The sequence below is a fragment of the Rhizobium sp. A37_96 genome (assembly GCF_053521765.1).
Genome location: NZ_JBNWDS010000007.1, coordinates 102,636 through 123,926, shown reverse-complemented (window position 1 = coordinate 123,926; position 21,291 = coordinate 102,636). Strand labels below are relative to the sequence as shown.

Below are 21,291 nucleotides of genomic sequence, written 5' to 3'. Positions count from 1 at the left end.
CTCCTAGCCGACCTGCCGGTCGAGCCTTTCGGGCAACGGCAACGTCGCCGAACCCGTGGCGATATGGTCTTCGGTAACGGTCGCCAGATGTGCCTCGGCCGCGATCATCCAGCCGGCCAGCGCATCCATCGATGCCGCATTTTCGTCCGCCTTGGGATAGATGTTGCGCCGTAGCGCCACGGCAAGCGCTGCGCGATCATTGCCGTCCATGGCTGTCGCATAGCTTTCGAGCCGCCCATAAAACATGCCGGCCAGCTTCTTCATCCGCTTCGGAATGCTGTTGTCGCCGATTCCAAGTTCGCGGATCGAATAATCGATGTCCTCGAAGAAGGCGTCCACGATTTCCTGCGCGAGCTCCTGACCGCTGGTCGCGGAAGATCGCGTGCGGCGAAAGAACAGGATCATCATCACCGACAGCAACTCGAAGCGCCCCATCACCGTATCCGGCACGTCGTAATCGGTATAGAAAACCGCCTGTCGCGCCATGGATGTCAGGACTTCATACTGCCTGACGACGATGATCTGATTGTGATTTCTTTTGCGGAAGAGCCCAAAAATCATGAAAATTCCCGGAATTGGCTCCCTCAGAACGTGCCGTTTTTGCTTGGCCTTGTTGCATCCACGCAAAAGCTGGTTTACCGAAGCAGGCGCGAATTGCAATGCCGTTTGTGCCCGCTTCGTGGCTCCAGCCCTCACCGTCGTCACGTTGTGAATGATCGGTGATGAAGAATGCCCGAACAAGGTCATTGTGCCTTTTCAATCGCGGAAAGGCCACAATGATATGCACAGCAAGGTCACACCGGCCATTCGGCCATCGGATTGATTCATTAGGGGAGATGGGATGTCGTTGACCAGACGGTATTTCAAGTCTGACATAAATTTCAGCAGCAGTGCCGCCATCGCCCTGGTGATCGCGACCGTGGGACTTTCGGGTTGCAAGACCAGCGAGGTCATGAACAACGGCTACATCTTCGATCAGCAATCGCTCGCGCTTGCGCCGGTCGGCTCCAGCCGCGAGCAGGTTCTGCTGTCGCTCGGCACGCCGTCGACCACGGCAACCTTCGACGGCGAAGTCTTCTACTATATCTCCCAGAAGCGCACGCGTGCCGTCGCCTTCATGAAGCCGAAGCTGGTCGACCAGAACATCCTGGCGATCTATTTCGACAAGGACGGCATCGTGAAGCAGGAAGCCAACTACACGCTGAAGGACGGCAAGGTCTTCGACATGATCAGCCGCACGACGCCGACTGGCGGTCGCGACATCACCTTCTTGCAGCAGATCCTGCAGGGTGGCGCAGCCGGCGGCGTCAACGGTGCGAGGAACTTCCTCAACAACCTCAACCCGGGCCAATAAGCCGGGCAGGTTTCCAATGAAAAACCCGCGAGGCTCTGCCCCGCGGGTTTTCTTTATGCGTTCGGTTTGCTTTCCTTATCCAGCGAGAACGGCAAGCAGCAACAGCGCGACGATGTTGGTGATCTTGATCGCCGGATTGACCGCGGGACCTGCCGTGTCCTTGTAAGGGTCGCCGACGGTGTCGCCCGTCACGGATGCCTTGTGGGCTTCCGAACCCTTCATGTGGCGCGTCCCGTCCTTGTCTACGAACCCGTCCTCGAAGCTCTTCTTGGCATTGTCCCACGCACCGCCGCCCGATGTCATCGAGATGGCGACGAACAGGCCGTTGATGATGACGCCGAGCAGCGAGGCACCAAGAGCCGCAAAGGCCGAGGCCTTGGAGCCGGATATCAGCAGGACGCCGAAATAGACGACCACGGGGGCCAGGACCGGCAGCAACGACGGAATAATCATCTCGCGAATGGCGGCCTTGGTCAGAAGATCGACGGCGCGACCGTAGTCCGGCCGCTCCGTGCCTTGCATGATGCCCGGCTTTTCGCGGAACTGCTTGCGCACCTCTTCCACGATCGCACTTGCGGCGCGGCCGACAGCGGTCATGGCAATACCGCCGAAGAGATAAGGAATGAGGCCGCCGAACAACAGGCCGGCGACGACATAGGGGTTCGACAGTTCGAACGAGATCGTGCCGACATTGGCGAAATACGGGAACTTGTCGCCGTGAGCCGCAAAATACTGCAGATCGTTCGAATAGGCCGCAAACAGGACCAGCGCGCCGAGGCCGGCCGAGCCGATGGCATACCCCTTCGTGACGGCCTTGGTCGTGTTGCCGACCGCATCCAGCGCGTCGGTGGATTTACGCACTTCCGGCGGAAGATGCGCCATTTCCGCGATGCCGCCGGCATTGTCCGTGACCGGGCCGAAGGCGTCGAGTGCGACGATCATGCCGGCAAGGCCGAGCATGGCGGTGACCGCGATGCCGGTGCCGAACAGGCCGCCGAGCTGATAGGTGGCGATGATGCCGCCGACGATGACGAGCGCCGGCAGCGCCGTCGATTCGAGCGAGACGGCAAGGCCCTGGATGACGTTGGTGCCGTGCCCGGTCACCGATGCCTGGGCGATGGAGTTGACCGGCCGCTTGTTCGTGCCGGTGTAGTATTCGGTGATGACGACGATCAGCGCGGTGACGATGAGGCCGACGATACCGCAGGTAAACAGCCTCGAGCCGGTGATCTCGAAGCCTGCGACGGTGCCGATCGAGCCCCAGCCGATGGTCAGCGAGGTCGCAGCGGCCAGCCCGACGATCGACAGAAGTCCCGTTGCGATGAGGCCCTTGTAGAGCGCGCCCATGATCGAGCCATTGGCACCGAGCTTCACGAAGAAGGTGCCGATGATCGAGGTGATGATGCAGGCGCCGCAGATCGCCAGCGGATAGATCATGGCGGAGCCGAGGAGCGGCGAACCGGCAAAGAAGATCGAGGCGAGGACCATCGTCGCAACGACGGACACCGCATAGGTCTCGAACAGGTCGGCGGCCATCCCGGCGCAATCGCCAACGTTGTCCCCGACGTTGTCGGCGATGGTGGCCGGATTGCGCGGATCGTCTTCCGGAATGCCGGCTTCCACCTTGCCGACGAGGTCGCCGCCGACATCGGCACCCTTGGTAAAGATGCCGCCGCCAAGACGGGCGAAGATCGAAATCAGCGAAGCGCCGAATCCGAGGGCGACCAGCGCATCGATGACGTCGCGCGAGCCGGCTTCATGGCCCAGAATGCCCGTCAGCACGTAGAAATAAATGGACACGCCAAGCAGGGCGAGACCCGCGACCAGCATGCCGGTGATGGCACCCGACTTGAAGGCGATATCGAGGCCCGCGGACAGGCTCTGCGACGATGCTTGCGCCGTGCGGACATTGGCGCGCACGGAGACATGCATGCCGATGAAACCTGCGGCGCCTGAGAGGATTGCGCCGATCAGGAAGCCGAAAGCGGCTTCGGACGACAAAAGGAGCCAGGCCGCGATGAAAACAATGATCCCGACAATGGCGATGGTTCTATATTGGCGCGCCAGATAGGCTTGCGCTCCTTCACGAATATACCCGGCAATCTCCTGCATGCGGGCATTGCCCTGATCGGCAGCGAGCACCGACCGGGTTGCCCATACGGCATAAATGACCGAGAGCAGTCCGCATGCGATCACTCCTAAAAGAATCGACATTTCGCTTTTTCCCTCCAAAAAAGCCGGCGGTTCACTCCTCCCCCGGCCGCCTGCGACAACGGCCGGTCCCCTCCTCCAGAAGACCGGCTGATGTGCAGTGCGAGATTGCTGTCGGGAAAACGTCGCGTCAAGACCGCCCGCAGGTAAAACACCCGCAGGAGGTTCAAAAGAATATTCGAAGATCAAATCAGGTGCGAACGAAGGAAACGAAAGCGTCCCCTGCCGCCTTTGGAATGCCGGGCGAGCGCTATTTCTTCGCTTCGCCGCGAACCTGCTTGGCGATTCGGTCGAGCACGGCGTTCACGAGCTTCGGCTCATCCTCTTCGAAGAAGGCATGTGCGATCTCGACATATTCGGTGACGATGACCGGAACCGGAACGTCCTTGCGGTCGAGAAGCTCGAATGTGCCGGCACGCAGGATGGCGCGTACGGTGCTGTCGAGGCGCGACAGCGCCCAGTCGTCCTGAAGGGCGGAGCCGATCAGCGGATCGAGCCGGGTCTGCTCGCGCACGACGCCGGAAACGATGGAGCGGAACCAGGATGCGTCGGCCTTCAGATAGGTCTCGCCGTCCAGCTCCTGCCCGAGACGATGAGCCTCGTATTCGGCCACCACCTCCAGAACGCCGGTTCCGCCGATATCCATCTGATAGAGCGCCTGCACCGCCGCGAGACGCGCCGCGCCCCGCTGATTGGCGGTTTTTGCCGGTCGCTCGTTATCCTGATTGCTCATGTATTATGCACCCAACTTCTCTTTCAGCGCGATCATGGTCAGCGCTGCGCGAGCGGCAAAGCCGCCCTTGTCCTTGTCCGAACGGCGGGCGCGAGCCCAGGCCTGCTCATCGTTCTCGACGGTCAGGATGCCGTTGCCGATCGCCAGCGATTCACTGACGGCCAGATCCATCAGCGCCCGCGAGGATTCATTGGCGACGATATCGAAATGATAGGTCTCGCCGCGGATGACCATGCCGAGCGCCACGTAGCCGTCATAGACCACATTGCCATTATCCCCGCCATCGAGCGCCATGGCAATCGCCGCCGGGATCTCCAGAGCGCCCGGGACGGTCACGACGTCGTAGGTCGCACCAGCCGCGTCGAGGGCAGCCTTGGCGCCGTCGAGCAGGGCATCTGCCATATCGTCATAGAAGCGAGCTTCGACGATAAGGATGTGTGCATTGGAAGAGCTGGTCATACATCACCTGCGGATTGAGAGGGCGCGGCACCTTGTAAAGGCGGGACAAACCACGGCGGGCCGCCCTTGGCAAGTGTTTTTCAATGGCCGGCGCCGATTCCGGCCCTATTTGGAAATGATCGGGGCATCACGGAAATTGTAGCTTCCACGCGTGTAGCCGCTTCAGTAATAATTTCAGGCCTGCAGAGGGGGAGGTTCATGACGAAGAAATCCACACCCGCCGTCAATGTCGGCGAGCTTGAACTGGGTCATTGGCAGCAGGGCAGCTTCTTTGCCGGCAGCGACGCCTCGTTCGGGGCTATGCTGGGACTGAAGAACCTCGGGATCAGCTACAACGAAGTACCGCCCGGCAAGTCCGGCTGTCCGTTCCACAACCATCACGTCGAGGAAGAGCTTTTCGTCATCCTCGATGGCGAAGGCGAGTATCGCTTCGGCGACAAACGCGTCGCCGTCAGCAAGGGCGACGTGCTGGGTGCGCCGGCCGGCGGCCCGGAGACCGCGCATCAGCTGATCAACACAGGCCCCGCCGTGCTGGTCTATCTCGCCGTTTCCACCAAGGCGCGGACCGAAATCGTCGAATATCCCGATTCCGGCAAGTTCCTCGCCAAGACCAATCGCGACGACAAGACGACGTTCCATGTGATCGGCCGCGCCGCCGCCACCGATCTCGATTACTGGGATGGCGAACCTGGCGCCTCGAACGACTGAACGTCACCAAGGGTATTTTCAGCAAAGATCCAGATCTTATGACCAGTATTCCGACATTGACGACCGACCGGCTGCTGCTGCGCGGGCACAGGCTGGACGATTTCGACGAATTTCTTGCCCTCTGGAAACACAGGGATCTCGTGCGCTTCATCGGCGGCGAGATGCCGACGCGCGAGCAGGTCTGGGCGCGCCTCCTGCGTTATGCCGGCCTTTGGCACCATCTCGGCTTCGGTTTCTTCGCCGTCGAGGAACGCCAAAGCGGCCGACTGATCGGCGAAGTGGGCTTTCTCGATCTGCATCGCGACATGACGCCGATGACGGAAGGCACGCTGGAGGCCGGATGGGGCATCGCGCCGCCGATGCAGGGCAAGGGCTATGCGACGGAAGCCATGAGCGCGGCGATCACCTGGGCGGATGAACAATTCGCAGGACAGCGCATGACCTGCATCGTGGAGCTGGAAAACAAGCCATCGCTGCGGGTCGCCGAGAAGATCGGCTTTCGCCGCATCGGCGAATTGATCTTCAAGGGCAGGCCCAACGCGATGTTCGAGCGCTAGGTCGCGGCCGGGGGCGCATGATATGCCAGTTTCGCGAGAGAGATTTTCCATCAAGCCTTACGAGCTAGGTGATGCGCAGGCGACGATCGATATTTTCCTGCGGGCCATTCGAGAGGTGTCGTCCAAGGATTACAGCCCGGCGCAGATCGCGGCCTGGGCGAAGGTCGATGACACCGAAGTCTGGGCACGGTATCGGGCAAGCCGGCCGACCTGGCTTGCAATGGATGGTTCCTTGCCCATCGGCTTTACCGACCTCACGTCGGATGGCCTCCTGGATATGATGTTCGTCGCTCCCGACTATCAGGGAAAGGGCGTCGCCACCCTGTTGCTTGCCACCGTCGAAAGCGCCGCCCGCAGACAGGGTCTACAGCGGATTTTCACGGAGGCGAGCCTGACCGCCCGCCCCTTCTTCGAGCGCAAGGGCTTTGCAGTCCTGACCGCGCAACAAGTCGTAAAGCGCGGCCAGACACTGGCGAATTTTCTTATGGAGAAGATGCTCGCATAAAGCAGCCGGAGCGCCTATTCGCCCCGCCGTCAAACCGGCCCGACCTGTTCAGCTCAGCCTTCGCGGACGACCGGGAATTCGGCCAGCCGGGCCGCGTAGCGCGCCATGGTGTCGACTTCGAAATTGACGAAGTCACCGGCCTTGCGCTCGCCCCAGGTCGTGACCTCGAGCGAATGGCGGATCAGGAGCACGTCGAATTCCATACCGTCGACGGCATTGACCGTCAGCGAGGTGCCGTCGAGCGCAACCGAACCCTTCGGCGCGACGAATTTTGCGAGGTGTTCCGGCGCACGCAGGCGGAAGCGCGTGGCCTCGCCTTCGGCCGTCACGGAGAGAATTTCCGCCTTGCCGTCGATGTGGCCGGAGACGATGTGGCCGCCGAGCTCGTCGCCAATCTTGAGCGAACGCTCGAGGTTGATCTTGGCTCCGGCTTCCCAGGTGCCGATGGTCGTCAGGCGCAGCGCTTCTTCCCAGGCCTCGACCTCGAACCAGCGTCCGTTGCTGCCCTCTTCCGGCAGTTTGGTGACTGTCAGGCAAACGCCCGCATGCGAAATCGATGCGCCCAAGTCGATCGTCGCCGGATCGTAGTTGGTGGCGACCCGCAGCTTGATGCCTTCCTTGAGCGGAGAAACGGTTTCGACCGTGCCGACGTCGGTGACAATTCCGGTAAACATCAAAAACCTCTTTCGAATTCGTCGCAGCGATCGTCGCCGAAGCGGCTTTCGCCGATATGCATGAAACTGGGTGGGATATTGGATTTGAGGACGGGCGATTCAATACCGCCTTCGCCGATATCGGCCGGCCCCTGAAACAGCAGGATGCGGTCGACCATTCCGGCATCGAGGAAACGCCGTGCGGTCTTGGCCCCGCCTTCCACCAGCAGGGAGGAAATCCCGCGCGTGCCGAGCGCTTCCAGCAATTCTCCCGGCTCGGCCGAATTGGACTGCAATACCTCGACGCCAGCGGCATCGAGGGCGGCGCGGCGCCCCAAAAAGGCGTTATCCGTATTCTCGTCAAAGGGTGGCTGGTGGCCGGCAACGGCGATGACAGGATATTGCCGCGCCGTTTTCACCAGCTTGCTGCCGAGCGGCAGTTGAAGGTCTTCGTCGATAACGATGCGCAGGGGAGAGCGATCTTCCAGGCCCGGAAGGCGGCAGGTCAATTCCGGATCGTCTGCGATCGCCGTGCCGATTCCGACGAGAATGGCGTCGCTTTCGGCGCGCAGCATCTGCACCTGCGCGCGCGAGGCATCGCCGGTAATACGAATCTGCCCCTCGCCCGTCTTGCCGATCATGCCATCGGCGGAAACGGCAAGCTTGAGAGTCACATAGGGCCGGTTTCTCGTCTGGCGCATGAGATAACCCGCCAGGGACCGCCTGCCTTCCGTCTCCAGAATGCCGGTATCGACCTCGATGCCGGCGTCACGCAGCATGGCGATGCCGCGACCGGATACGCGCTGATCAGGATCGGTGACGCTGATGACGACGCGCGCCACGCCATAGGCGATCAAGGCTTCGGCGCAGGGCGGGGTCTTGCCGTAGTGAGAACAGGGCTCCAGCGTCACATAGGCGGTAGCGCCCCTCGCCCCTTCTCCCGCTTCGGCCAAAGCCTGCGGCTCGGCATGCGGGCGGCCGCCGACGGCCGTCACGCCGCTGCCGAGAACGACGCCATCCTTGACGATGAGGCAGCCGACGGACGGGTTGGTCGAGGTCAATCCGAGATGCCTGCGCGACAAACGGATGGCCTCGGCCATGAAACGTTCGTCCTCGGGCCGCGCTGCCATGGTCAAGGATCCAGCGGATCGCGGGCGATCTTCGCGTTGATCTCATCGATCACATGCTCGAAATCCTCGGCATGGGAAAAATCGCGATAGACGGACGCATAGCGCACGAAGGCAACGTCATCGAGGCTCTTCAGCGCCTCCAGCACCTGAAGGCCGATCTGCTCGGAACTGATCTCGGTTTCGCCGGAGCTTTCGAGGCGACGGACGATGCCGGAAACGGCCCGCTCGATCCGGTCCCGATCGACCGGACGCTTGCGCAGCGCGATCTCGAAGGAGCGCACCAGCTTGTCGCGATCGAACGGCACCTTGCGGCCGGTCTTCTTGATGACCATCAGCTCGCGCAGCTGCACGCGCTCGAAGGTGGTGAAGCGACCGCCGCAATCCGGACAGATGCGCCGCCGGCGGATGGAGGTATTGTCCTCCGCCGGGCGCGAGTCCTTGACCTGGGTATCTTCAGAGCCGCAGTAAGGGCAGCGCATGCGCCCTCCTCAGCCCATGTAGCCGTACATCGGGAAGCGGTCGGTGAGCTTGACCACCTTCTCGCGCACGGCGGCCTCGACGGCGGCATTGCCTTCGTCGGAATTGGCGACCTTCAGGCCATCGAGCACTTCGATGATCAGATTGCCGATTTCGCGGAACTCGGCTTCCTTGAAGCCGCGCGTCGTGCCGGCCGGCGTGCCGAGGCGAACGCCCGACGTGACGAAGGGCTTTTCGGGGTCGAACGGAATGCCGTTCTTGTTGCAGGTGACATAGGCGCGGCCGAGCGCTGCCTCGGCGCGCTTGCCGGTGGCATTCTTCTTGCGCAGGTCGACCAGCATCAGGTGGTTGTCGGTGCCGCCGGAGACGACATCGACACCGCCGGAGATCAGCGTTTCGGCGAGAGCCTTGGCGTTCTTGACGATCTGGGCGGCATAGTCCTTGAAATCAGGCTGCAGCGCTTCGCCGAGAGCAACGGCCTTGGCGGCGATGACATGCATCAGCGGGCCGCCCTGGAGGCCGGGGAAGACGGCCGAGTTGAACTTCTTGGCCAGATCCTCGTCATTGGTGAGGATCATGCCGCCGCGCGGGCCGCGCAGAGACTTGTGCGTGGTGGTGGTGGCGACGTGGCAATGCGGGAACGGCGACGGATGCTGGCCACCGGCAACGAGGCCGGCGATGTGGGCCATGTCGACCATCAGATAGGCGCCGACGCTGTCGGCGATCTCGCGGAAACGCTTCCAGTCCCAGATGCGTGAATAGGCGGTGCCGCCGGCGATGATGAGCTTCGGCCTGGTTTCTTCGGCCTTGCGCTGGACAGCGTCCATGTCGAGCAGGTTGTCGCCTTCACGAACGCCGTAGGAAACGACGTTGAACCATTTGCCGGACATGTTGACCGGCGAGCCGTGGGTCAGGTGACCGCCCGAATTCAGGTCGAGGCCCATGAAGGTGTCGCCCGGCTGCAGCAGCGCAAGGAAGACGGCCTGGTTCATCTGCGAACCGGAATTCGGCTGGACGTTGGCGAAGTTGACGCCGAACAGCTTCTTGGCGCGCTCGATGGCGAGTTCTTCGGCGATGTCGACATACTGGCAGCCGCCGTAATAGCGCTTGCCCGGATATCCCTCGGCATACTTGTTCGTCATGATCGAGCCCTGCGCTTCCAGCACGGCGCGCGAGACGATGTTTTCCGAGGCGATCAGTTCGATTTCGTGCCGCTGGCGACCCAGTTCCTTGCCGATCGCGCCAAAGATTTCCGGATCGGTATCGGCAAGCGAGCGATTGAAGAAGGGTTCGGTGGACGCATTGGTCATCGTGAAAGCTCCTGAACGGCCGGAAAGGCAATGCAGACGGTATTAGCGTCAGGGTGATCGGAGAGCAATACGATCAGCGACATTTGCTGGGCATTCTACGATGAGCGACGCCGGCAGACGAAAAAGCCGCATCCAGGGATGCGGCTTCGATAACAATCAAGCTCGAAATCTGCCGATTACTGAACCGGCTGTTCCATGCCCTGGGTCGTGTCGAGCGCCAGCTGGGAATTGCCGTCGAGATTATAGATGTCGTCACGGAACTGGACGATACCGTCGGCCGCGCTCCAGGCGGAGATATAGACGAAATAGACCGGCACTTCCGTCGCCAGGGTGATCGGCGTGTTGACGCGGGTGGAGATGACCTGCTCGATGTGCTGGCGCGGCCAGCCCGGAGTTTCGGCCAGCAGCCAGGTCGCCAGGTCGCGCACGTTCTGAACGCGCACGCAGCCCGAGCTGTCGAAACGCATCAGCTTGTTGAACAGGCCCTGCTCCGGCGTGTCGTGCATGTATTCGTTGTTGGGATTGTGGAAGTTGATCTTCGTGGACGCCATGGCGTTCGTCTTGCCCGGGTCCTGACGGAACATCAGGTCCGGCGCCTTGTCCGAATTCCAGTCGATCGTCTCGGGCGCTACTTCCTGGCCCTTGCCGTCGAGAAGGCGGATGTTGCTCTTCGTCAGGTAGGTCGGATCCTTCCGCATCAGCGGCATGATGTCCTTGATGATGATGGAGCGCGGCGCCGTCCAGTAGGGGTTGAGGATGACCTCGTAGATCTTCGAATTGATGATGTGCGTCGGGCGCGATTCACGACCGACGATCGCCTCGTGGCGCAACGCCACCTGACCGTCTTCCACGGCTTCAACGCGGGTCGCCGGGATGTTGACCATGACGTGACGGCGGCCAAGGTCGGACGGGAACGTCTGAAGGCGGACGAGATTGGTGTTCAGCTGCTGCAGGCGCACATTGGCGGGAATGTTCATCGCCTTCTGCGTGAAATCGCCGATCACACCATCCGGCGGCAGGCCATGACGGGCCTGGAAGCGCTTGACGGCGCCGTCCACGTAGGAGTCGAACGACGAGGAAATGCCCGCCTCGCGCGGCAGGTCGCCGGTGACCATCAGATGCTGGCGCAGGGACTGCACGGCGGGATCGGTAACGCCGATCTGCAGCGGCTGCTGGCTCGTGGGAGTGACTTGCGGCCAGCCGCCATTGGCAACGATGCTCTGATACTGGGCGATCGCCTGCTGAATGTTCGGTACGGAATCCGGCCCGAGAATCGGGGTGTTCGACTGCACGGCGGCGGCCGTGCGTGCCGCGGCCTTGGCGTCGAACTGGTCGTCCCAATTGCCGCGAGAACGGTCATTGATCAACGCTTCCAGTGGAGTCGCGTTTTGCGCGAGGGCCGGTGCGGCCAACGCGGCAGCGCCAAAAGTTACGGCCGACCGCAAAAAGGAGCGGCGCGAAAAGGGTTCAATTCCGTTTTTCTTCGACATATCCCAACCGTTCGACGCTACGATCTAATGACGCGCAGCCTAGAGAGGAAGCAGTAAATAGCGCAGCCTGCGCCAAGTAACGCCGCTCAATATCAATCCGTTCCCTTAATGCGCCATCAAAAACCCGGCCACGAACTATCACAATATCGCGAAGCCAAGACTTGGGGCTGGAAGATCGAAATTTGAGAACGCTGCCTGCCGTCAGTTTCCGCTGTCATAGCAATATGGCCAATTCGTGTCGCCCGGCATGAAACTTGCCCTGCCATGCGACGGCGAAAGAAAAGCCAAACTGCATTTGCTAAAATACCACAGCTGCGCGTGGTTCATAGCGTGTATTCACCCGCCGTCAATGGCTTAGCCGCACTACACGTTACATGTAGCGGAAGGTGACGCGTGGACGTGGCAAAAAACGCACAACTACCGGCTTTGCAACGCGTTCAAGCCGGACACGCAGGGAACGTGTCCAGCTTGCTTTTACTGGAAGGTCGCGTGATCGATCCGCGCCGTTACTTACAGGCGATAGAGGATCTGATCGTTCCAGAAGCGGTCCAGGCGCTGCAGCAGCTTGTTCATCTGGGTGAATTCGTCGGTGCCGATGCCGCCGACCTTGTCGATCGAGCCGATGTGACGCTCATAGAGCTTGGCAACGGTTTCGGCGATGTCCTGGCCCGTCTCCGTCAGGCTGATGCGGACCGAGCGACGGTCGATGCGCGAGCGCTGATGGTTGATGAAGCCGAGATCGACCAGCTTCTTGACGTTGTAGGAAACGTTGGAGCCGAGGTAGAAACCGCGGGAGCGCAGTTCGCCGGCCGTCAGTTCGGAATTGCCGATGTTGAAAAGGAGAAGTGCCTGTACGGCATTGACGTCGTCGCGACCCTGACGGTCGAACTCGTCCTTGATGACATCAAGCAGGCGGCGGTGCAAACGCTCGACCAGGTGAAGGGATTCCATGTAGAGGGCCCGGATGTCGTCAACCTGCTGATCCCGAGCGTTCGCAACTGCCTGCGGCTTGATTTTCGTGTTCATCATGACTTGGCCTCACTCTGTTTTGTTTGGCGGTGTCGTTTTCTTCCCGCCTTGAGTGAGACCCTATCGAATACACATAAAATTCTACTTAAACTGCAGGCTTAACAGCACCTTACCGTGAAGTCTTGGTGTCTCAGGGTAAATCAACCATTACCTGCTGCCGGCGGCGGCGCCGCTTTTCCTGCCAGAGCAGGACACGGAAAAGGCAATAAATCACGGCCACGCAGGCATGCAAGATCATAATCAAGGGATTGGATCCGAAGATCTCCGGCCAGACCCCATACATCAATGCCTGCCCGCCTGCGGCCAGCACCCACATGACCGGCCCCCAGGAGACGGTGAGCCACAATCCGAGCGCGGCAACCGGGAAGACGACGGCCAGTCCGGCGGCTGCGACCTTCCATGGCAGCGCGAGCAGGTCGAACCGCGCATGGCCTTCCAGCGAATAGCCGACCAGCATGGCCCAATATTGCAGGCCGAGCCAGAAGCAGGCGATCGCGATCAGCCGCAAGAACAGCACGAACAGGATGTCCGTCAGCGTATTCTTGGGTACGGTCGAAGAATCAGGTTCCATGCGCGAACAATACGTATGAGGCATCGGCCTCGCCAGAATATAATGGCTGCGGCCTTTCGTCTGGTTTTGAATCCTGGGGACAGCGTGGTAGGTACGCTGCCCATGGAATAAGGCCACAAATAGACGAAGAAGGATGGCGGCATCATGGAAAACAAGACGCATCTGGTCGACGAGATCACCGGACATCGCCGCATGCGACGCAACCGCAAGGCCGACTGGACGCGCCGCCTCGTGCAGGAGAACAGGCTGACCGTCGACGATCTGATCTGGCCGATCTTCCTCATTCCCGGCACCGGCATCCTGGAGCCGATCCCCGCCATGCCCGGCGTCAACCGCATGACCGTGGACAAGGCCGTCGAAGCGGCAAAGGAAGCAGCCGATCTCGGCATTCCCGCCCTCGCCACCTTCCCGAACATCGAGATGGAGCTGCGCGACGAAACTGGCTCCAACAGCCTCGAGAGAAACAATCTCATCAACCTTGCCAGCGCCGCGATCAAGAAGGCCGTGCCGAATATTGGCGTCATTACCGACGTCGCGCTCGATCCCTTCACCAGCCATGGCCATGACGGCATCCTGCGCGGCAACGAAATCGTCAACGACGAGACGGTCGAGCAGGTGGCGCGGGCTGCCGTCTACCAGGCCGATGCGGGCGCCGATATCATCGCGCCTTCGGAAATGATGGACGGGCGCATCGGCGCGATCCGTCAGGCGCTGGATGCAGCCGGCCACCAGAATGTCGGCATCATGAGCTATGCGACGAAGTTCAGCTCGGCCTTCTACGGCCCCTACCGCGAAGCCATTTCCACCGGCGGCCTGCTGAAGGGCGACAAGAAGACCTATTATATCGACCCGGCCAACGGCACCGAGGCCGTGCGCGACGCCACGCTCGACGTCGAGGAAGGCGCCGACATGCTGATGGTCAAGCCCGGCCTGCCCTATCTCGACATCTGTTGGCGGCTGAAGGAGGCGTTCGGCCTCCCGACCTTCGCCTACCAGGTCTCCGGCGAATACGCGATGATCAAGGCCGCAGCCGCAAACGGCTGGATCGACGGAGAGAGGGTGATGCTCGAGACCCTGCTCGCCTTCAAGCGCGCCGGATGCGACGGCATCCTCACCTATTTCGCGGTGGATGTGGCGAGACACCTGGCGAAGAAATAGCTTGCTGCCACCCACTTATTGTATTTGCTGATGCCGATACCATATGTTCGGCAAATGTTTCCCTGTTGCAGGGCGCCCCATTTCGGTCGTCATGCAACAGTATATCCGTAACCTGTGCTTGAATTCTTCCTCAGTCGGAATGATTGAAGAGGTCCTGCGCCAAGGAGAAAAGTCATGAGCCTGAACCCCAGCCCGCTCTATGCAGCACCGGACGACTGGCGCGCTTATAGCGGCGTGCTGAGCAGGCGCATCTTCGCGTTCATCGTCGATTACATCATCGTCGCGCTGCTCTGCATTCCCGCAGCCGTGCTTCTGTTTTTCGTTTCGATCGTGACGCTTGGGCTTGGTTTCTTCCTCTATCCGGTTCTGTTCATTCTCGTCGCCGGCTTTTATTTCGGCTGGACGCTCGGCGGACCTTATCAGGCTTCCCTTGGCATGCGCGCCATGGGCCTCACCATGGTCCGCGTCGATGGCCGCCGGATGGATTTCCTGACGGCGATCGTCCATCTGGCGCTGTTCTGGATCCTGAACTCGGTCCTGACGCCGCTGATCCTGCTGGTGGGCCTCTTTACCGACCGCAGCCGGCTGCTGCACGACCTGCTGCTGGGCACCGTCATCGCCCGTACGGCCTGAGAGCACGTCGCGATACCGAAACAACACGATCCCTCGCCGGGACAAAGGTCCGCGAGGCGGCACCCGAGCGCATCATCAATTAGGAAACTTCGATCTTTAACGAAGGACGTAGTTGACGTTTTCTAAACTTGGGCCATGCTTGTAGAAAACAGGTGCCGAAAGAAAGGGCAATCAACGGCAGATGAACACGCAGTCGACGCCTTCTCCGCAGTTTTATCTGACGGCACCGGCTGCCTGCCCGTACCTGCCGAACGAGATGGAGCGCAAGGTCTTCACACATCTCGTCGGTCCCCGAGCAGCCGAGATGAACGATATCCTAACCCAGGGCGGCTTCCGGCGTTCGCAGAACATCGCCTATCGGCCTGCCTGCGAATCCTGCCGCGCCTGCGTATCCGTACGCATCCTTGCCCAGGAGTTCGAGCCCACCCGGTCGATGCGGCGGGTACTGGCCTCCAATAGCGACGTCATCGCCACCGAATTTCCGGCGCAGCCTTCAAGCGAGCAATATTCGCTGTTCCGCCGCTATCTCGACTATCGTCACCAGCAAGGCGGCATGTCCGACATGACCGTGCTCGACTATGCGATCATGGTCGAGGATACGCATGTGAATACCCGCATCATCGAATATCGCCGCCGCGAGGAAGGCTCGGGGCTGGAACAGCGCCCGAAGGGCGAGTTGCTGGCGGCAGCGTTGACCGACGTCATGAGCGACGGGCTGTCGATGGTCTATTCCTATTTCAATCCCGATCTCGACGAGCGGTCGCTGGGGACCTTCATGATCCTTGACCATATCAGGCGGGCGAAAGCGCTCGGCCTGCCGCATGTCTATCTTGGCTACTGGGTCAAGGGTTCGCGCAAGATGGACTACAAGACCCGCTTCCAACCGCAGGAACATCTCACGCCGCGCGGCTGGGAACGTTTCGATCCCGCCGCAGACGGCGGCAAAGATACCTTCCGCTGAATGTTCTCCCATCTTTCGGATCATAAAAAGGGCCTGCTGCTGACGACGCTCGGCGGACTGGCCCTGTCGATGGACATACCCTTGATCCGGCTGTCCAGCGGCGAGGTCTGGTCGGTGCTGTCGGCACGCAGCCTTGCGACCATTGTCGTGGCGCTCGCCGTCCTTGTGGTCATCCGCCGCGTCACCGGTTCGCTGCAAAGCGTGCTGCCGGGCTGGCTCGGGCTTCCGGTCGGGTTCTTCTACGGGCTGACGACGATTACCTTTCTTCTCGCCGTCTATTACACGACGGCGGCGAATGTGGTGTTCATCATCGCACTCAACCCGATGTTCACCGCGCTGCTCTCCTGGATCTTCCTCAAGGAGCGCCCTGCCCTTTCGACATTCATCACCATGGCGGTGATGCTCCTCGGGGTCGGCCTGATCGTCGGAGGCGGCATGGAGAGCGGTCATCTGCTTGGCGATGCGCTTTCGGTGCTCGCCTCGTTTTCAATCGCCTGCGCCATCACCATAGGCCGCGCTTCGGGGCGAGACATGGGCTTCGCTTCCCTGCTGGCCGCCATCATTCCGGCCGCCGTCGGGCTCTACCATATAGCGCCCTCGGGCTTTTCCATCGAACATCCCGGCTGGATCCTCTTCGATGGCGCGGTGCTGATGCCGCTTTCCTTCTGGTGCCTTGCGACAGGCACGCGCTTCCTGTCGGCGCCGGAAGTGGCGATGTTCTATCTGCTGGAAACGATCCTGGCGCCGATCTGGGTCTGGCTGATCTTCGCCGAAGCGCCGACCACGCTGACCCTGGCCGGCGGCGCAATCCTGATCCTCGCGCTTGCCGCCCACTCGTTGTGGCAGGCGCGGGTGAAGGCAAGAGCGGCGCTCGCGGCGTAAGACCTTGTAAATTGAAATCATGATCGCCCAATGTTATAACTCGGTTATTACATTGGAGCTGAGACATGAACGTCACCATCCGAAAGATCGGCAATTCCGAAGGCGTTATTATCCCGAAAGAAGTTCTCCAGAGGCTTGGCCTGAAAAACGGCGACTCGCTGGAAATACGGGAAGTGAACGGCAACATCGAATTGGTTCCCGAGCGCGCCGACATTGCAGAGCAACTACGTGCGGCAAGGCTTGGTATGCAGAAATATCGCAGCGCCCTACGCGAACTCGCAAAATGAACGAGTATCAATGGCTATTACGTGAAGCCGTGGAGATTATGCATGAGGAGCAGATCGTCGAACATGGTGGATTGCCGGCCTTAAAAGACGAGAATGCCCTGGAAGCGGCACTGGCCCGTCCACTGAACAAGGCTGCATATGGTGAAAACGATTTATTCGCTCTAGCTGCGGCCTATCTTTACGGTCTGGTGCGAAACCATCCTTTTTCCGATGGGAACAAAAGAACCGGATACCTCGCAGCTTTCACATTTCTCTACATCAATGGCTATTTGATCGAAGCAGACGATGGGATGGTCGTTGCGTTAGTATTAGGTGTTGCTGCCGGAGAAATCGACGAGATCGGCGCCACGCACTTCTTCAAGGATTACTGCGTCCCGCTAGCCGGGTGACGGCCCGCTCTATCGGCCGCCCCTGCCCTTCGCTAAGGCTCAGGGCGCTTCTTGCGGCAATCGACCGTAACAGGCCGATTGCCTCAAACTCAGTTCAACCAAGCCTCACCCCGAGAACCGTCCGCTTCTGGGGAAGCCCTTGGGCACGGCGCGGCCGGCGCCGGCGCGATCGCCCAGCCATTCCACCAGTTCGTCCTTGGTCTTGGTGAAGGTGCGGCCGGCGCTGTCTTCCCATGTCAGGCCGTCTGCAATCACGAAGCACCGGATATCGGAAATGCCGCCATCCTTGTAGCGCTGCAGACGCACACCCTTGCCGCGCGACATTTCGGGCACCTGCGCAAGCGGGAAGATGGCCATCTTGCGGTTCTCGCCGACGACGGCGACGTGATCGCCGGACACCGGCACCAGAAGCTTGGTCTCGTCCGGATAGGAGACGTTCATGATCTGCTTGCCCTTGCGGGTGTTGGCGACCAGTTCCGCCTCGGCCACGATGAAGCCGTTGCCGACCGTCGAGGCGATCAGTTGCTTGCGCTGCGGATCGTGGACGAAAGCGGTCAGCACGTCCTGATCGTTCTCCATATCCACCATGATCCGCAGGGGCTCGCCATGACCACGGCCGCCGGGAAGCTTGTCGCCTCCGAGCGTATAGGCCTTGCCGCCCGTCGTGATGATGAGGATCTTGTCCGTCGTCTGCGCCGGGAAGGCGACCTTGAGACCGTCGCCTTCCTTGAAGGTCAGCGACGATGTATCGGAAATATGGCCCTTCAGGGCGCGGATCCAGCCCTTTTCCGAGACGACGACCGTGATCGGTTCTTTCTCGATCATCGCCTGCTGGATGGCGGCGTCGTCTGCCTCGGGCGCCTCGGCGAACTGCGTGCGGCGGCGGCCGATGTCTGTCGCCTTGGCGAACTTCTTCTTCACCTCGCCGATTTCCCAGGCAACCGTCTGCCACTGCTTTTCTTCCGAGGCCAGCAAAGTCTCGATATCGGCCTTCTCATTGGTCAGGCCATCGAATTCCTTGCGGATTTCGAACTCTTCCAGCTTGCGCAAGGAGCGCAGCCGCATGTTGAGGATCGCCTCGACCTGATTGTCCGTGAGCCCGAACCGCTCCATCATCACCGGCTTCGGCTCATCCTCCTCGCGGATGATGGCGATGACCTCGTCGATATTGAGGTAGGCGATCAGGAAACCGCCGAGGATTTCCAGGCGTTTCTCGATGGCGGCGAGCCGGAAGCGGGAACGGCGCAGAAGCACCTCGCGGCGATGGTCCAGCCACTCCTTCAGCACTTCGTTCAGCGCCATGACCTTGGGAATGCGGCCCATGGACAGGACGTTCATGTTGAGCGGAAAGCGGCTTTCCAGCTCCGTCAGCTTGAACATGGACTCCATGAGGATGGTCGCATCGACGGTGCGGCTCTTCGGTATCAGGACGACGCGGATATCTTCGGCGGACTCGTCGCGAATGTCCTCGAGCAGCGGCAGCTTGCGGGCCAGCAGCAGCTCGGCGATCTTCTCGATCAGCCGGGACTTCTGCACCTGGAAGGGAATTTCCGTAACGACGATCTGGTAGCCGCCACGGCCCAGATCCTCGATCTCCCATTTGGAGCGAACACGGAAGCCGCCGCGGCCGGTCTTGTAGCTCTCGATGATGCTCCGGCGATCATCGATGATGATGCCGCCGGTCGGAAAATCTGGGCCGGGAATATAGAGTTCCACGAGCTTCTCGACGGTGGCGTCGCGATCCTTGATCAGGTGCAGCGCGGCGTCGCAAAGCTCATGCGCGTTGTGCGAGGGGATGGAGGTCGCCATGCCCACGGCGATGCCGGAGGAACCGTTGGCAAGCAGGTTTGGAAAAGCGCCGGGCAGAACGATCGGCTCGGAGTTCGACTCGTCGTAGGTGTCGCGGAAATCGACCGCGTCCTGGTCGATGCCTTCGAGCAGCAGCTCGGAAACCGCCGTCATCTTGGATTCGGTGTAACGCATCGCGGCCGGGCTGTCGCCGTCGATATTGCCGAAATTACCCTGCCCGTTGACCAGCGTGTAGCGCTGCGAGAAGTCCTGCGCGAGGCGTGCCAGCGCGTCGTAGATCGATTGGTCGCCGTGCGGATGATAGTTACCCATCACCTCGCCGACGATCTTCGCGCATTTGCGGAAGGCGGAGTTGGGGCGCAGTCCCATCTCGCTCATCGCATAGACGATGCGGCGATGCACCGGCTTCAACCCGTCGCGAACGTCGGGAAGCGCGCGTTGCGTGATCGTCGACAATGCATAGGCCAGATAGCGCTCCTCGAGCGCGGCCTTCAGGTCGACCGGAAGGATATTGTCGTCGCCGTCACCGGACGGCGGTTTAAGATTTTGTCCCATGGCCCTTGACTATCGGAGATGACGATTCCCGGCAAGAAATCGGTGGAAAGCACCTGTGGATGAAGGTGTTTCACGGATCTTGACACGGGCTATCGATACATTTTTGCTGCACTTGCTCTCGACGTTCAATCTCATTGGATTTTTTGAGAAAGATCAATATAAGTCAGCGCAGTACACGCTCAATATGTACGTCCCCATCAATACTACGGGCTCAACGAGGAAACGCCATTATGACTTTCTATCGGACCACGCGGCTGATGCTTTGCAGCGCTGCCATCCTGTCTTTCGCCGGCTCCGCCTTCGCACTTGACGGTAACGATCTCCTGAAGAAGATCAACGACGTGTACGGCCAGCAGGGCGGTTCCATCGCCGCCGAAGGTATCGACATCGACGGCGACACGGTAACGCTGAAGGGCGCCACTCTCAAGGCGACCGGTCTGGAAGACGGCATTCCGCTTGGCGATATCACCCTGGATGGCGTCGAAGAGAACGACGGCGGCTATACGATCGAGGAAATCGACTTTGCGGATGTCGACTTCAACAAGGACGGCGCGGCTGTTTCCGCCACCGATCTGAAGCTGAACGGCGTCGAGATCCCGGCTGATGCGACCAAGGGCGACCTGAGCTCGCTTCTCTACTACAAGAGCGCCCATGCCGGCGCCGTGTCCGTTACCAAGGACGATGTCGAAGTGTTCTCGATCGAGGGCGCCGACGCCACGATGAACAAGCGCGACGACAAGTCTGGTCTCGATTTCGACGCCAAGATCAACGGCATCAAGGCCGACCTCAGCAAGGTCGACGATCCGAAGGCCAAGGACGCCATCGAAGCGCTCAAGCTGCAGCAGGTCGACGGCACCGTTGCCATGAAGGGCAGCTGGGAAATCGGCCCCGGCACGATCGACATCAGCGAATATTCCTTCGACTTCAAGGATATCGGCAAGCTGAACCTGGCCTTCAGCATTTCCGGCTATACCCCGGCATTTGCAAAATCGATGCAGGATGCACTGAAGACGGTTCGCTCCAACCCGAACCAGCAGGAAGCACAGCAGTCGGCCGGCCTCGCCATGCTGGGCCTGCTGCAGCAGCTGACCTTCAACAGCGCCCAGGTCCGCTTCGACGATGCGTCGATCACCGCACGCGCGCTCGACTTCGCCGGCAAGCAGCAGGGCGTTACCGGCAAGCAGCTCGGCGACACGCTGAAGGCAATGACGCCGATCATGATGGCACAGCTTAACGTTCCGGAACTGCAGAACGCCGTTTCGGCTGCCGTCAGCGCCTATCTCGACAACCCGAAGAGCCTGACGGTTACGGCTGCTCCCGGCAAGCCGGTTCCGGTGCCGATGATCATCGGCGCTGCCATGGGCGCACCGCAGACGATCCCGCAGGTGATCGGCCTCAAGGTTTCCTCGAACGACTAAGCTGCCGTTCCC

The 21,291-nt window shown here is 60.7% G+C and carries 23 protein-coding genes; 11 read left to right on the top strand and 12 right to left on the bottom strand.

The genetic code is table 11. The annotated features are described in order from the left end of the window. Nucleotides 1-3 precede the first annotated feature (3 nt). Nucleotides 4-561 carry a ubiquinol-cytochrome C chaperone family protein gene (locus tag ACQZ6J_RS19300; RefSeq protein ID WP_163986192.1) on the bottom strand — a complete coding sequence of 186 codons (558 nt, stop codon included), beginning with the start codon at nt 559-561 and terminating at the stop codon, nt 4-6. 280 nt (nt 562-841) lie between these two features. Between ACQZ6J_RS19300 and ACQZ6J_RS19295 the strand changes: the two genes are divergently transcribed. Further along, complete coding sequence (locus ACQZ6J_RS19295; RefSeq protein WP_163986193.1) at nt 842-1,354, top strand: outer membrane protein assembly factor BamE; 513 nt, start codon at nt 842-844, stop codon at nt 1,352-1,354. Nucleotides 1,355-1,429: 75 nt separating this feature from the next. Here ACQZ6J_RS19295 and ACQZ6J_RS19290 read toward each other — a convergent pair whose 3' ends face one another. From ACQZ6J_RS19290 to ACQZ6J_RS19280, 3 genes are all read right to left on the bottom strand, one after another. Continuing rightward, entirely contained in the window at nt 1,430-3,568 is a 2,139-nt protein-coding gene (locus ACQZ6J_RS19290; protein ID WP_163986194.1) for a sodium-translocating pyrophosphatase, read from the bottom strand. A gap of 247 nt (nt 3,569-3,815) precedes the next feature. Further along, entirely contained in the window at nt 3,816-4,298 is a 483-nt protein-coding gene (gene nusB / locus ACQZ6J_RS19285; RefSeq protein WP_107107680.1) for a transcription antitermination factor NusB, read from the bottom strand. Between the two features lie 3 nt (nt 4,299-4,301). Beyond that, complete coding sequence (locus ACQZ6J_RS19280; protein WP_092710734.1) at nt 4,302-4,757, bottom strand: 6,7-dimethyl-8-ribityllumazine synthase; 456 nt, start codon at nt 4,755-4,757, stop codon at nt 4,302-4,304. A gap of 198 nt (nt 4,758-4,955) precedes the next feature. On the opposite strand from ACQZ6J_RS19280, the gene ACQZ6J_RS19275 reads away from it, so the two are divergent. Genes ACQZ6J_RS19275 through ACQZ6J_RS19265 form a run of 3 tightly spaced genes read left to right on the top strand, consistent with a single transcriptional unit; the run spans nt 4,956 to nt 6,527 of the window. Then, nucleotides 4,956-5,465 carry a cupin domain-containing protein gene (locus ACQZ6J_RS19275; RefSeq protein ID WP_163986195.1) on the top strand — a complete coding sequence of 170 codons (510 nt, stop codon included), beginning with the start codon at nt 4,956-4,958 and terminating at the stop codon, nt 5,463-5,465. Nucleotides 5,466-5,503: 38 nt separating this feature from the next. Beyond that, nucleotides 5,504-6,022 (top strand): GNAT family N-acetyltransferase, encoded by a 519-nt coding sequence (locus tag ACQZ6J_RS19270; RefSeq protein ID WP_449085250.1) that lies wholly within the window; start codon nt 5,504-5,506, stop codon nt 6,020-6,022. A 22-nt stretch (nt 6,023-6,044) separates the two neighbouring features. Next, nucleotides 6,045-6,527 (top strand): GNAT family N-acetyltransferase, encoded by a 483-nt coding sequence (locus ACQZ6J_RS19265; protein ID WP_449085249.1) that lies wholly within the window; start codon nt 6,045-6,047, stop codon nt 6,525-6,527. A gap of 53 nt (nt 6,528-6,580) precedes the next feature. Here ACQZ6J_RS19265 and ACQZ6J_RS19260 read toward each other — a convergent pair whose 3' ends face one another. From ACQZ6J_RS19260 to ACQZ6J_RS19230, 7 genes are all read right to left on the bottom strand, one after another. Continuing rightward, nucleotides 6,581-7,201 carry a riboflavin synthase gene (locus ACQZ6J_RS19260; RefSeq protein WP_449085248.1) on the bottom strand — a complete coding sequence of 207 codons (621 nt, stop codon included), beginning with the start codon at nt 7,199-7,201 and terminating at the stop codon, nt 6,581-6,583. Continuing rightward, on the bottom strand, nt 7,201-8,310 hold the full coding sequence (gene ribD, locus ACQZ6J_RS19255; RefSeq protein ID WP_449085247.1) for a bifunctional diaminohydroxyphosphoribosylaminopyrimidine deaminase/5-amino-6-(5-phosphoribosylamino)uracil reductase RibD: 1,110 nt from the start codon (nt 8,308-8,310) through the stop codon (nt 7,201-7,203). Before ribD ends, ACQZ6J_RS19260 begins: the two co-directional genes overlap by 1 nt. A 2-nt stretch (nt 8,311-8,312) precedes the next feature. Beyond that, nucleotides 8,313-8,789: a transcriptional regulator NrdR gene (gene nrdR / locus ACQZ6J_RS19250; protein ID WP_015339425.1), complete on the bottom strand. Its 477-nt coding sequence runs from the start codon at nt 8,787-8,789 to the stop codon at nt 8,313-8,315. Nucleotides 8,790-8,798: 9 nt separating this feature from the next. Continuing rightward, complete coding sequence (gene glyA / locus ACQZ6J_RS19245) at nt 8,799-10,097, bottom strand: serine hydroxymethyltransferase (protein WP_163986200.1); 1,299 nt, start codon at nt 10,095-10,097, stop codon at nt 8,799-8,801. Nucleotides 10,098-10,273: 176 nt separating this feature from the next. Further along, nucleotides 10,274-11,587 (bottom strand): L,D-transpeptidase family protein, encoded by a 1,314-nt coding sequence (locus ACQZ6J_RS19240; RefSeq protein WP_163986201.1) that lies wholly within the window; start codon nt 11,585-11,587, stop codon nt 10,274-10,276. 510 nt (nt 11,588-12,097) lie between these two features. Next, on the bottom strand, nt 12,098-12,613 hold the full coding sequence (gene ldtR, locus ACQZ6J_RS19235; protein ID WP_069616333.1) for a transcriptional regulator LdtR: 516 nt from the start codon (nt 12,611-12,613) through the stop codon (nt 12,098-12,100). 133 nt (nt 12,614-12,746) lie between these two features. Beyond that, on the bottom strand, nt 12,747-13,187 hold the full coding sequence (locus tag ACQZ6J_RS19230) for a DUF6163 family protein (protein WP_112797217.1): 441 nt from the start codon (nt 13,185-13,187) through the stop codon (nt 12,747-12,749). 144 nt (nt 13,188-13,331) lie between these two features. On the opposite strand from ACQZ6J_RS19230, the gene hemB reads away from it, so the two are divergent. The 6 genes from hemB to ACQZ6J_RS19200 all read left to right on the top strand — a co-directional run bounded on the left by hemB (nt 13,332) and on the right by ACQZ6J_RS19200 (nt 17,497). Then, a complete protein-coding gene (gene hemB / locus ACQZ6J_RS19225; RefSeq protein ID WP_163986202.1) occupies nt 13,332-14,345 on the top strand; it encodes a porphobilinogen synthase in 1,014 nt (337 codons plus the stop codon). Nucleotides 14,346-14,519: 174 nt separating this feature from the next. After that, the gene (locus tag ACQZ6J_RS19220; protein ID WP_449085246.1) at nt 14,520-14,978 is read left to right on the top strand and encodes an RDD family protein; all 459 of its coding nucleotides are present in this window, start codon (nt 14,520-14,522) and stop codon (nt 14,976-14,978) included. Nucleotides 14,979-15,159: 181 nt separating this feature from the next. Then, on the top strand, nt 15,160-15,939 hold the full coding sequence (locus ACQZ6J_RS19215; RefSeq protein WP_163986204.1) for an arginyltransferase: 780 nt from the start codon (nt 15,160-15,162) through the stop codon (nt 15,937-15,939). Continuing rightward, nucleotides 15,940-16,821 (top strand): DMT family transporter, encoded by an 882-nt coding sequence (locus ACQZ6J_RS19210; RefSeq protein WP_449085245.1) that lies wholly within the window; start codon nt 15,940-15,942, stop codon nt 16,819-16,821. It begins immediately after the preceding gene. A 65-nt stretch (nt 16,822-16,886) separates the two neighbouring features. Next, nucleotides 16,887-17,108, top strand: coding sequence for an AbrB/MazE/SpoVT family DNA-binding domain-containing protein (locus ACQZ6J_RS19205; RefSeq protein WP_163986206.1), 222 nt, complete (start codon nt 16,887-16,889; stop codon nt 17,106-17,108). Further along, a complete protein-coding gene (locus ACQZ6J_RS19200; RefSeq protein ID WP_163986207.1) occupies nt 17,105-17,497 on the top strand; it encodes a type II toxin-antitoxin system death-on-curing family toxin in 393 nt (130 codons plus the stop codon). The genes ACQZ6J_RS19205 and ACQZ6J_RS19200 overlap by 4 nt, the downstream gene beginning before the upstream one ends. 105 nt (nt 17,498-17,602) lie before the next feature. Here ACQZ6J_RS19200 and parC read toward each other — a convergent pair whose 3' ends face one another. Continuing rightward, nucleotides 17,603-19,861 carry a DNA topoisomerase IV subunit A gene (parC, locus tag ACQZ6J_RS19195; protein WP_449085244.1) on the bottom strand — a complete coding sequence of 753 codons (2,259 nt, stop codon included), beginning with the start codon at nt 19,859-19,861 and terminating at the stop codon, nt 17,603-17,605. A 230-nt stretch (nt 19,862-20,091) separates the two neighbouring features. On the opposite strand from parC, the gene ACQZ6J_RS19190 reads away from it, so the two are divergent. Next, nucleotides 20,092-21,279 carry a hypothetical protein gene (locus ACQZ6J_RS19190; RefSeq protein ID WP_163986209.1) on the top strand — a complete coding sequence of 396 codons (1,188 nt, stop codon included), beginning with the start codon at nt 20,092-20,094 and terminating at the stop codon, nt 21,277-21,279. The last annotated feature ends 12 nt before the right edge of the window (nt 21,280-21,291 follow it).

Excerpts from the sequence above, each read along its gene's own strand:
- glyA (WP_163986200.1), bottom strand. The coding sequence starts at position 10,097 with ATGACCAATGCGTCCACCGAACCCTTCTTCAATCGCTCGCTTGCCGAT.
- parC (WP_449085244.1), bottom strand. The coding sequence starts at position 19,861 with ATGGGACAAAATCTTAAACCGCCGTCCGGTGACGGCGACGACAATATC.
- ACQZ6J_RS19300 (WP_163986192.1), bottom strand. The coding sequence starts at position 561 with ATGATTTTTGGGCTCTTCCGCAAAAGAAATCACAATCAGATCATCGTC.
- ACQZ6J_RS19240 (WP_163986201.1), bottom strand. The coding sequence starts at position 11,587 with ATGTCGAAGAAAAACGGAATTGAACCCTTTTCGCGCCGCTCCTTTTTG.
- ACQZ6J_RS19260 (WP_449085248.1), bottom strand. The coding sequence starts at position 7,201 with ATGTTTACCGGAATTGTCACCGACGTCGGCACGGTCGAAACCGTTTCT.
- ACQZ6J_RS19205 (WP_163986206.1), top strand. The coding sequence starts at position 16,887 with ATGAACGTCACCATCCGAAAGATCGGCAATTCCGAAGGCGTTATTATC.
- hemB (WP_163986202.1), top strand. The coding sequence starts at position 13,332 with ATGGAAAACAAGACGCATCTGGTCGACGAGATCACCGGACATCGCCGC.
- ACQZ6J_RS19295 (WP_163986193.1), top strand. The coding sequence starts at position 842 with ATGTCGTTGACCAGACGGTATTTCAAGTCTGACATAAATTTCAGCAGC.
- ACQZ6J_RS19230 (WP_112797217.1), bottom strand. The coding sequence starts at position 13,187 with ATGGAACCTGATTCTTCGACCGTACCCAAGAATACGCTGACGGACATC.
- ribD (WP_449085247.1), bottom strand. The coding sequence starts at position 8,310 with ATGGCAGCGCGGCCCGAGGACGAACGTTTCATGGCCGAGGCCATCCGT.
- ACQZ6J_RS19210 (WP_449085245.1), top strand. The coding sequence starts at position 15,940 with ATGTTCTCCCATCTTTCGGATCATAAAAAGGGCCTGCTGCTGACGACG.
- nrdR (WP_015339425.1), bottom strand. The coding sequence starts at position 8,789 with ATGCGCTGCCCTTACTGCGGCTCTGAAGATACCCAGGTCAAGGACTCG.
- ACQZ6J_RS19280 (WP_092710734.1), bottom strand. The coding sequence starts at position 4,757 with ATGACCAGCTCTTCCAATGCACACATCCTTATCGTCGAAGCTCGCTTC.
- ACQZ6J_RS19190 (WP_163986209.1), top strand. The coding sequence starts at position 20,092 with ATGACTTTCTATCGGACCACGCGGCTGATGCTTTGCAGCGCTGCCATC.
- ACQZ6J_RS19275 (WP_163986195.1), top strand. The coding sequence starts at position 4,956 with ATGACGAAGAAATCCACACCCGCCGTCAATGTCGGCGAGCTTGAACTG.
- ACQZ6J_RS19215 (WP_163986204.1), top strand. The coding sequence starts at position 15,160 with ATGAACACGCAGTCGACGCCTTCTCCGCAGTTTTATCTGACGGCACCG.
- ACQZ6J_RS19270 (WP_449085250.1), top strand. The coding sequence starts at position 5,504 with ATGACCAGTATTCCGACATTGACGACCGACCGGCTGCTGCTGCGCGGG.
- ACQZ6J_RS19290 (WP_163986194.1), bottom strand. The coding sequence starts at position 3,568 with ATGTCGATTCTTTTAGGAGTGATCGCATGCGGACTGCTCTCGGTCATT.
- ldtR (WP_069616333.1), bottom strand. The coding sequence starts at position 12,613 with ATGAACACGAAAATCAAGCCGCAGGCAGTTGCGAACGCTCGGGATCAG.
- ACQZ6J_RS19220 (WP_449085246.1), top strand. The coding sequence starts at position 14,520 with ATGAGCCTGAACCCCAGCCCGCTCTATGCAGCACCGGACGACTGGCGC.
- ACQZ6J_RS19200 (WP_163986207.1), top strand. The coding sequence starts at position 17,105 with ATGAACGAGTATCAATGGCTATTACGTGAAGCCGTGGAGATTATGCAT.
- ACQZ6J_RS19265 (WP_449085249.1), top strand. The coding sequence starts at position 6,045 with ATGCCAGTTTCGCGAGAGAGATTTTCCATCAAGCCTTACGAGCTAGGT.
- nusB (WP_107107680.1), bottom strand. The coding sequence starts at position 4,298 with ATGAGCAATCAGGATAACGAGCGACCGGCAAAAACCGCCAATCAGCGG.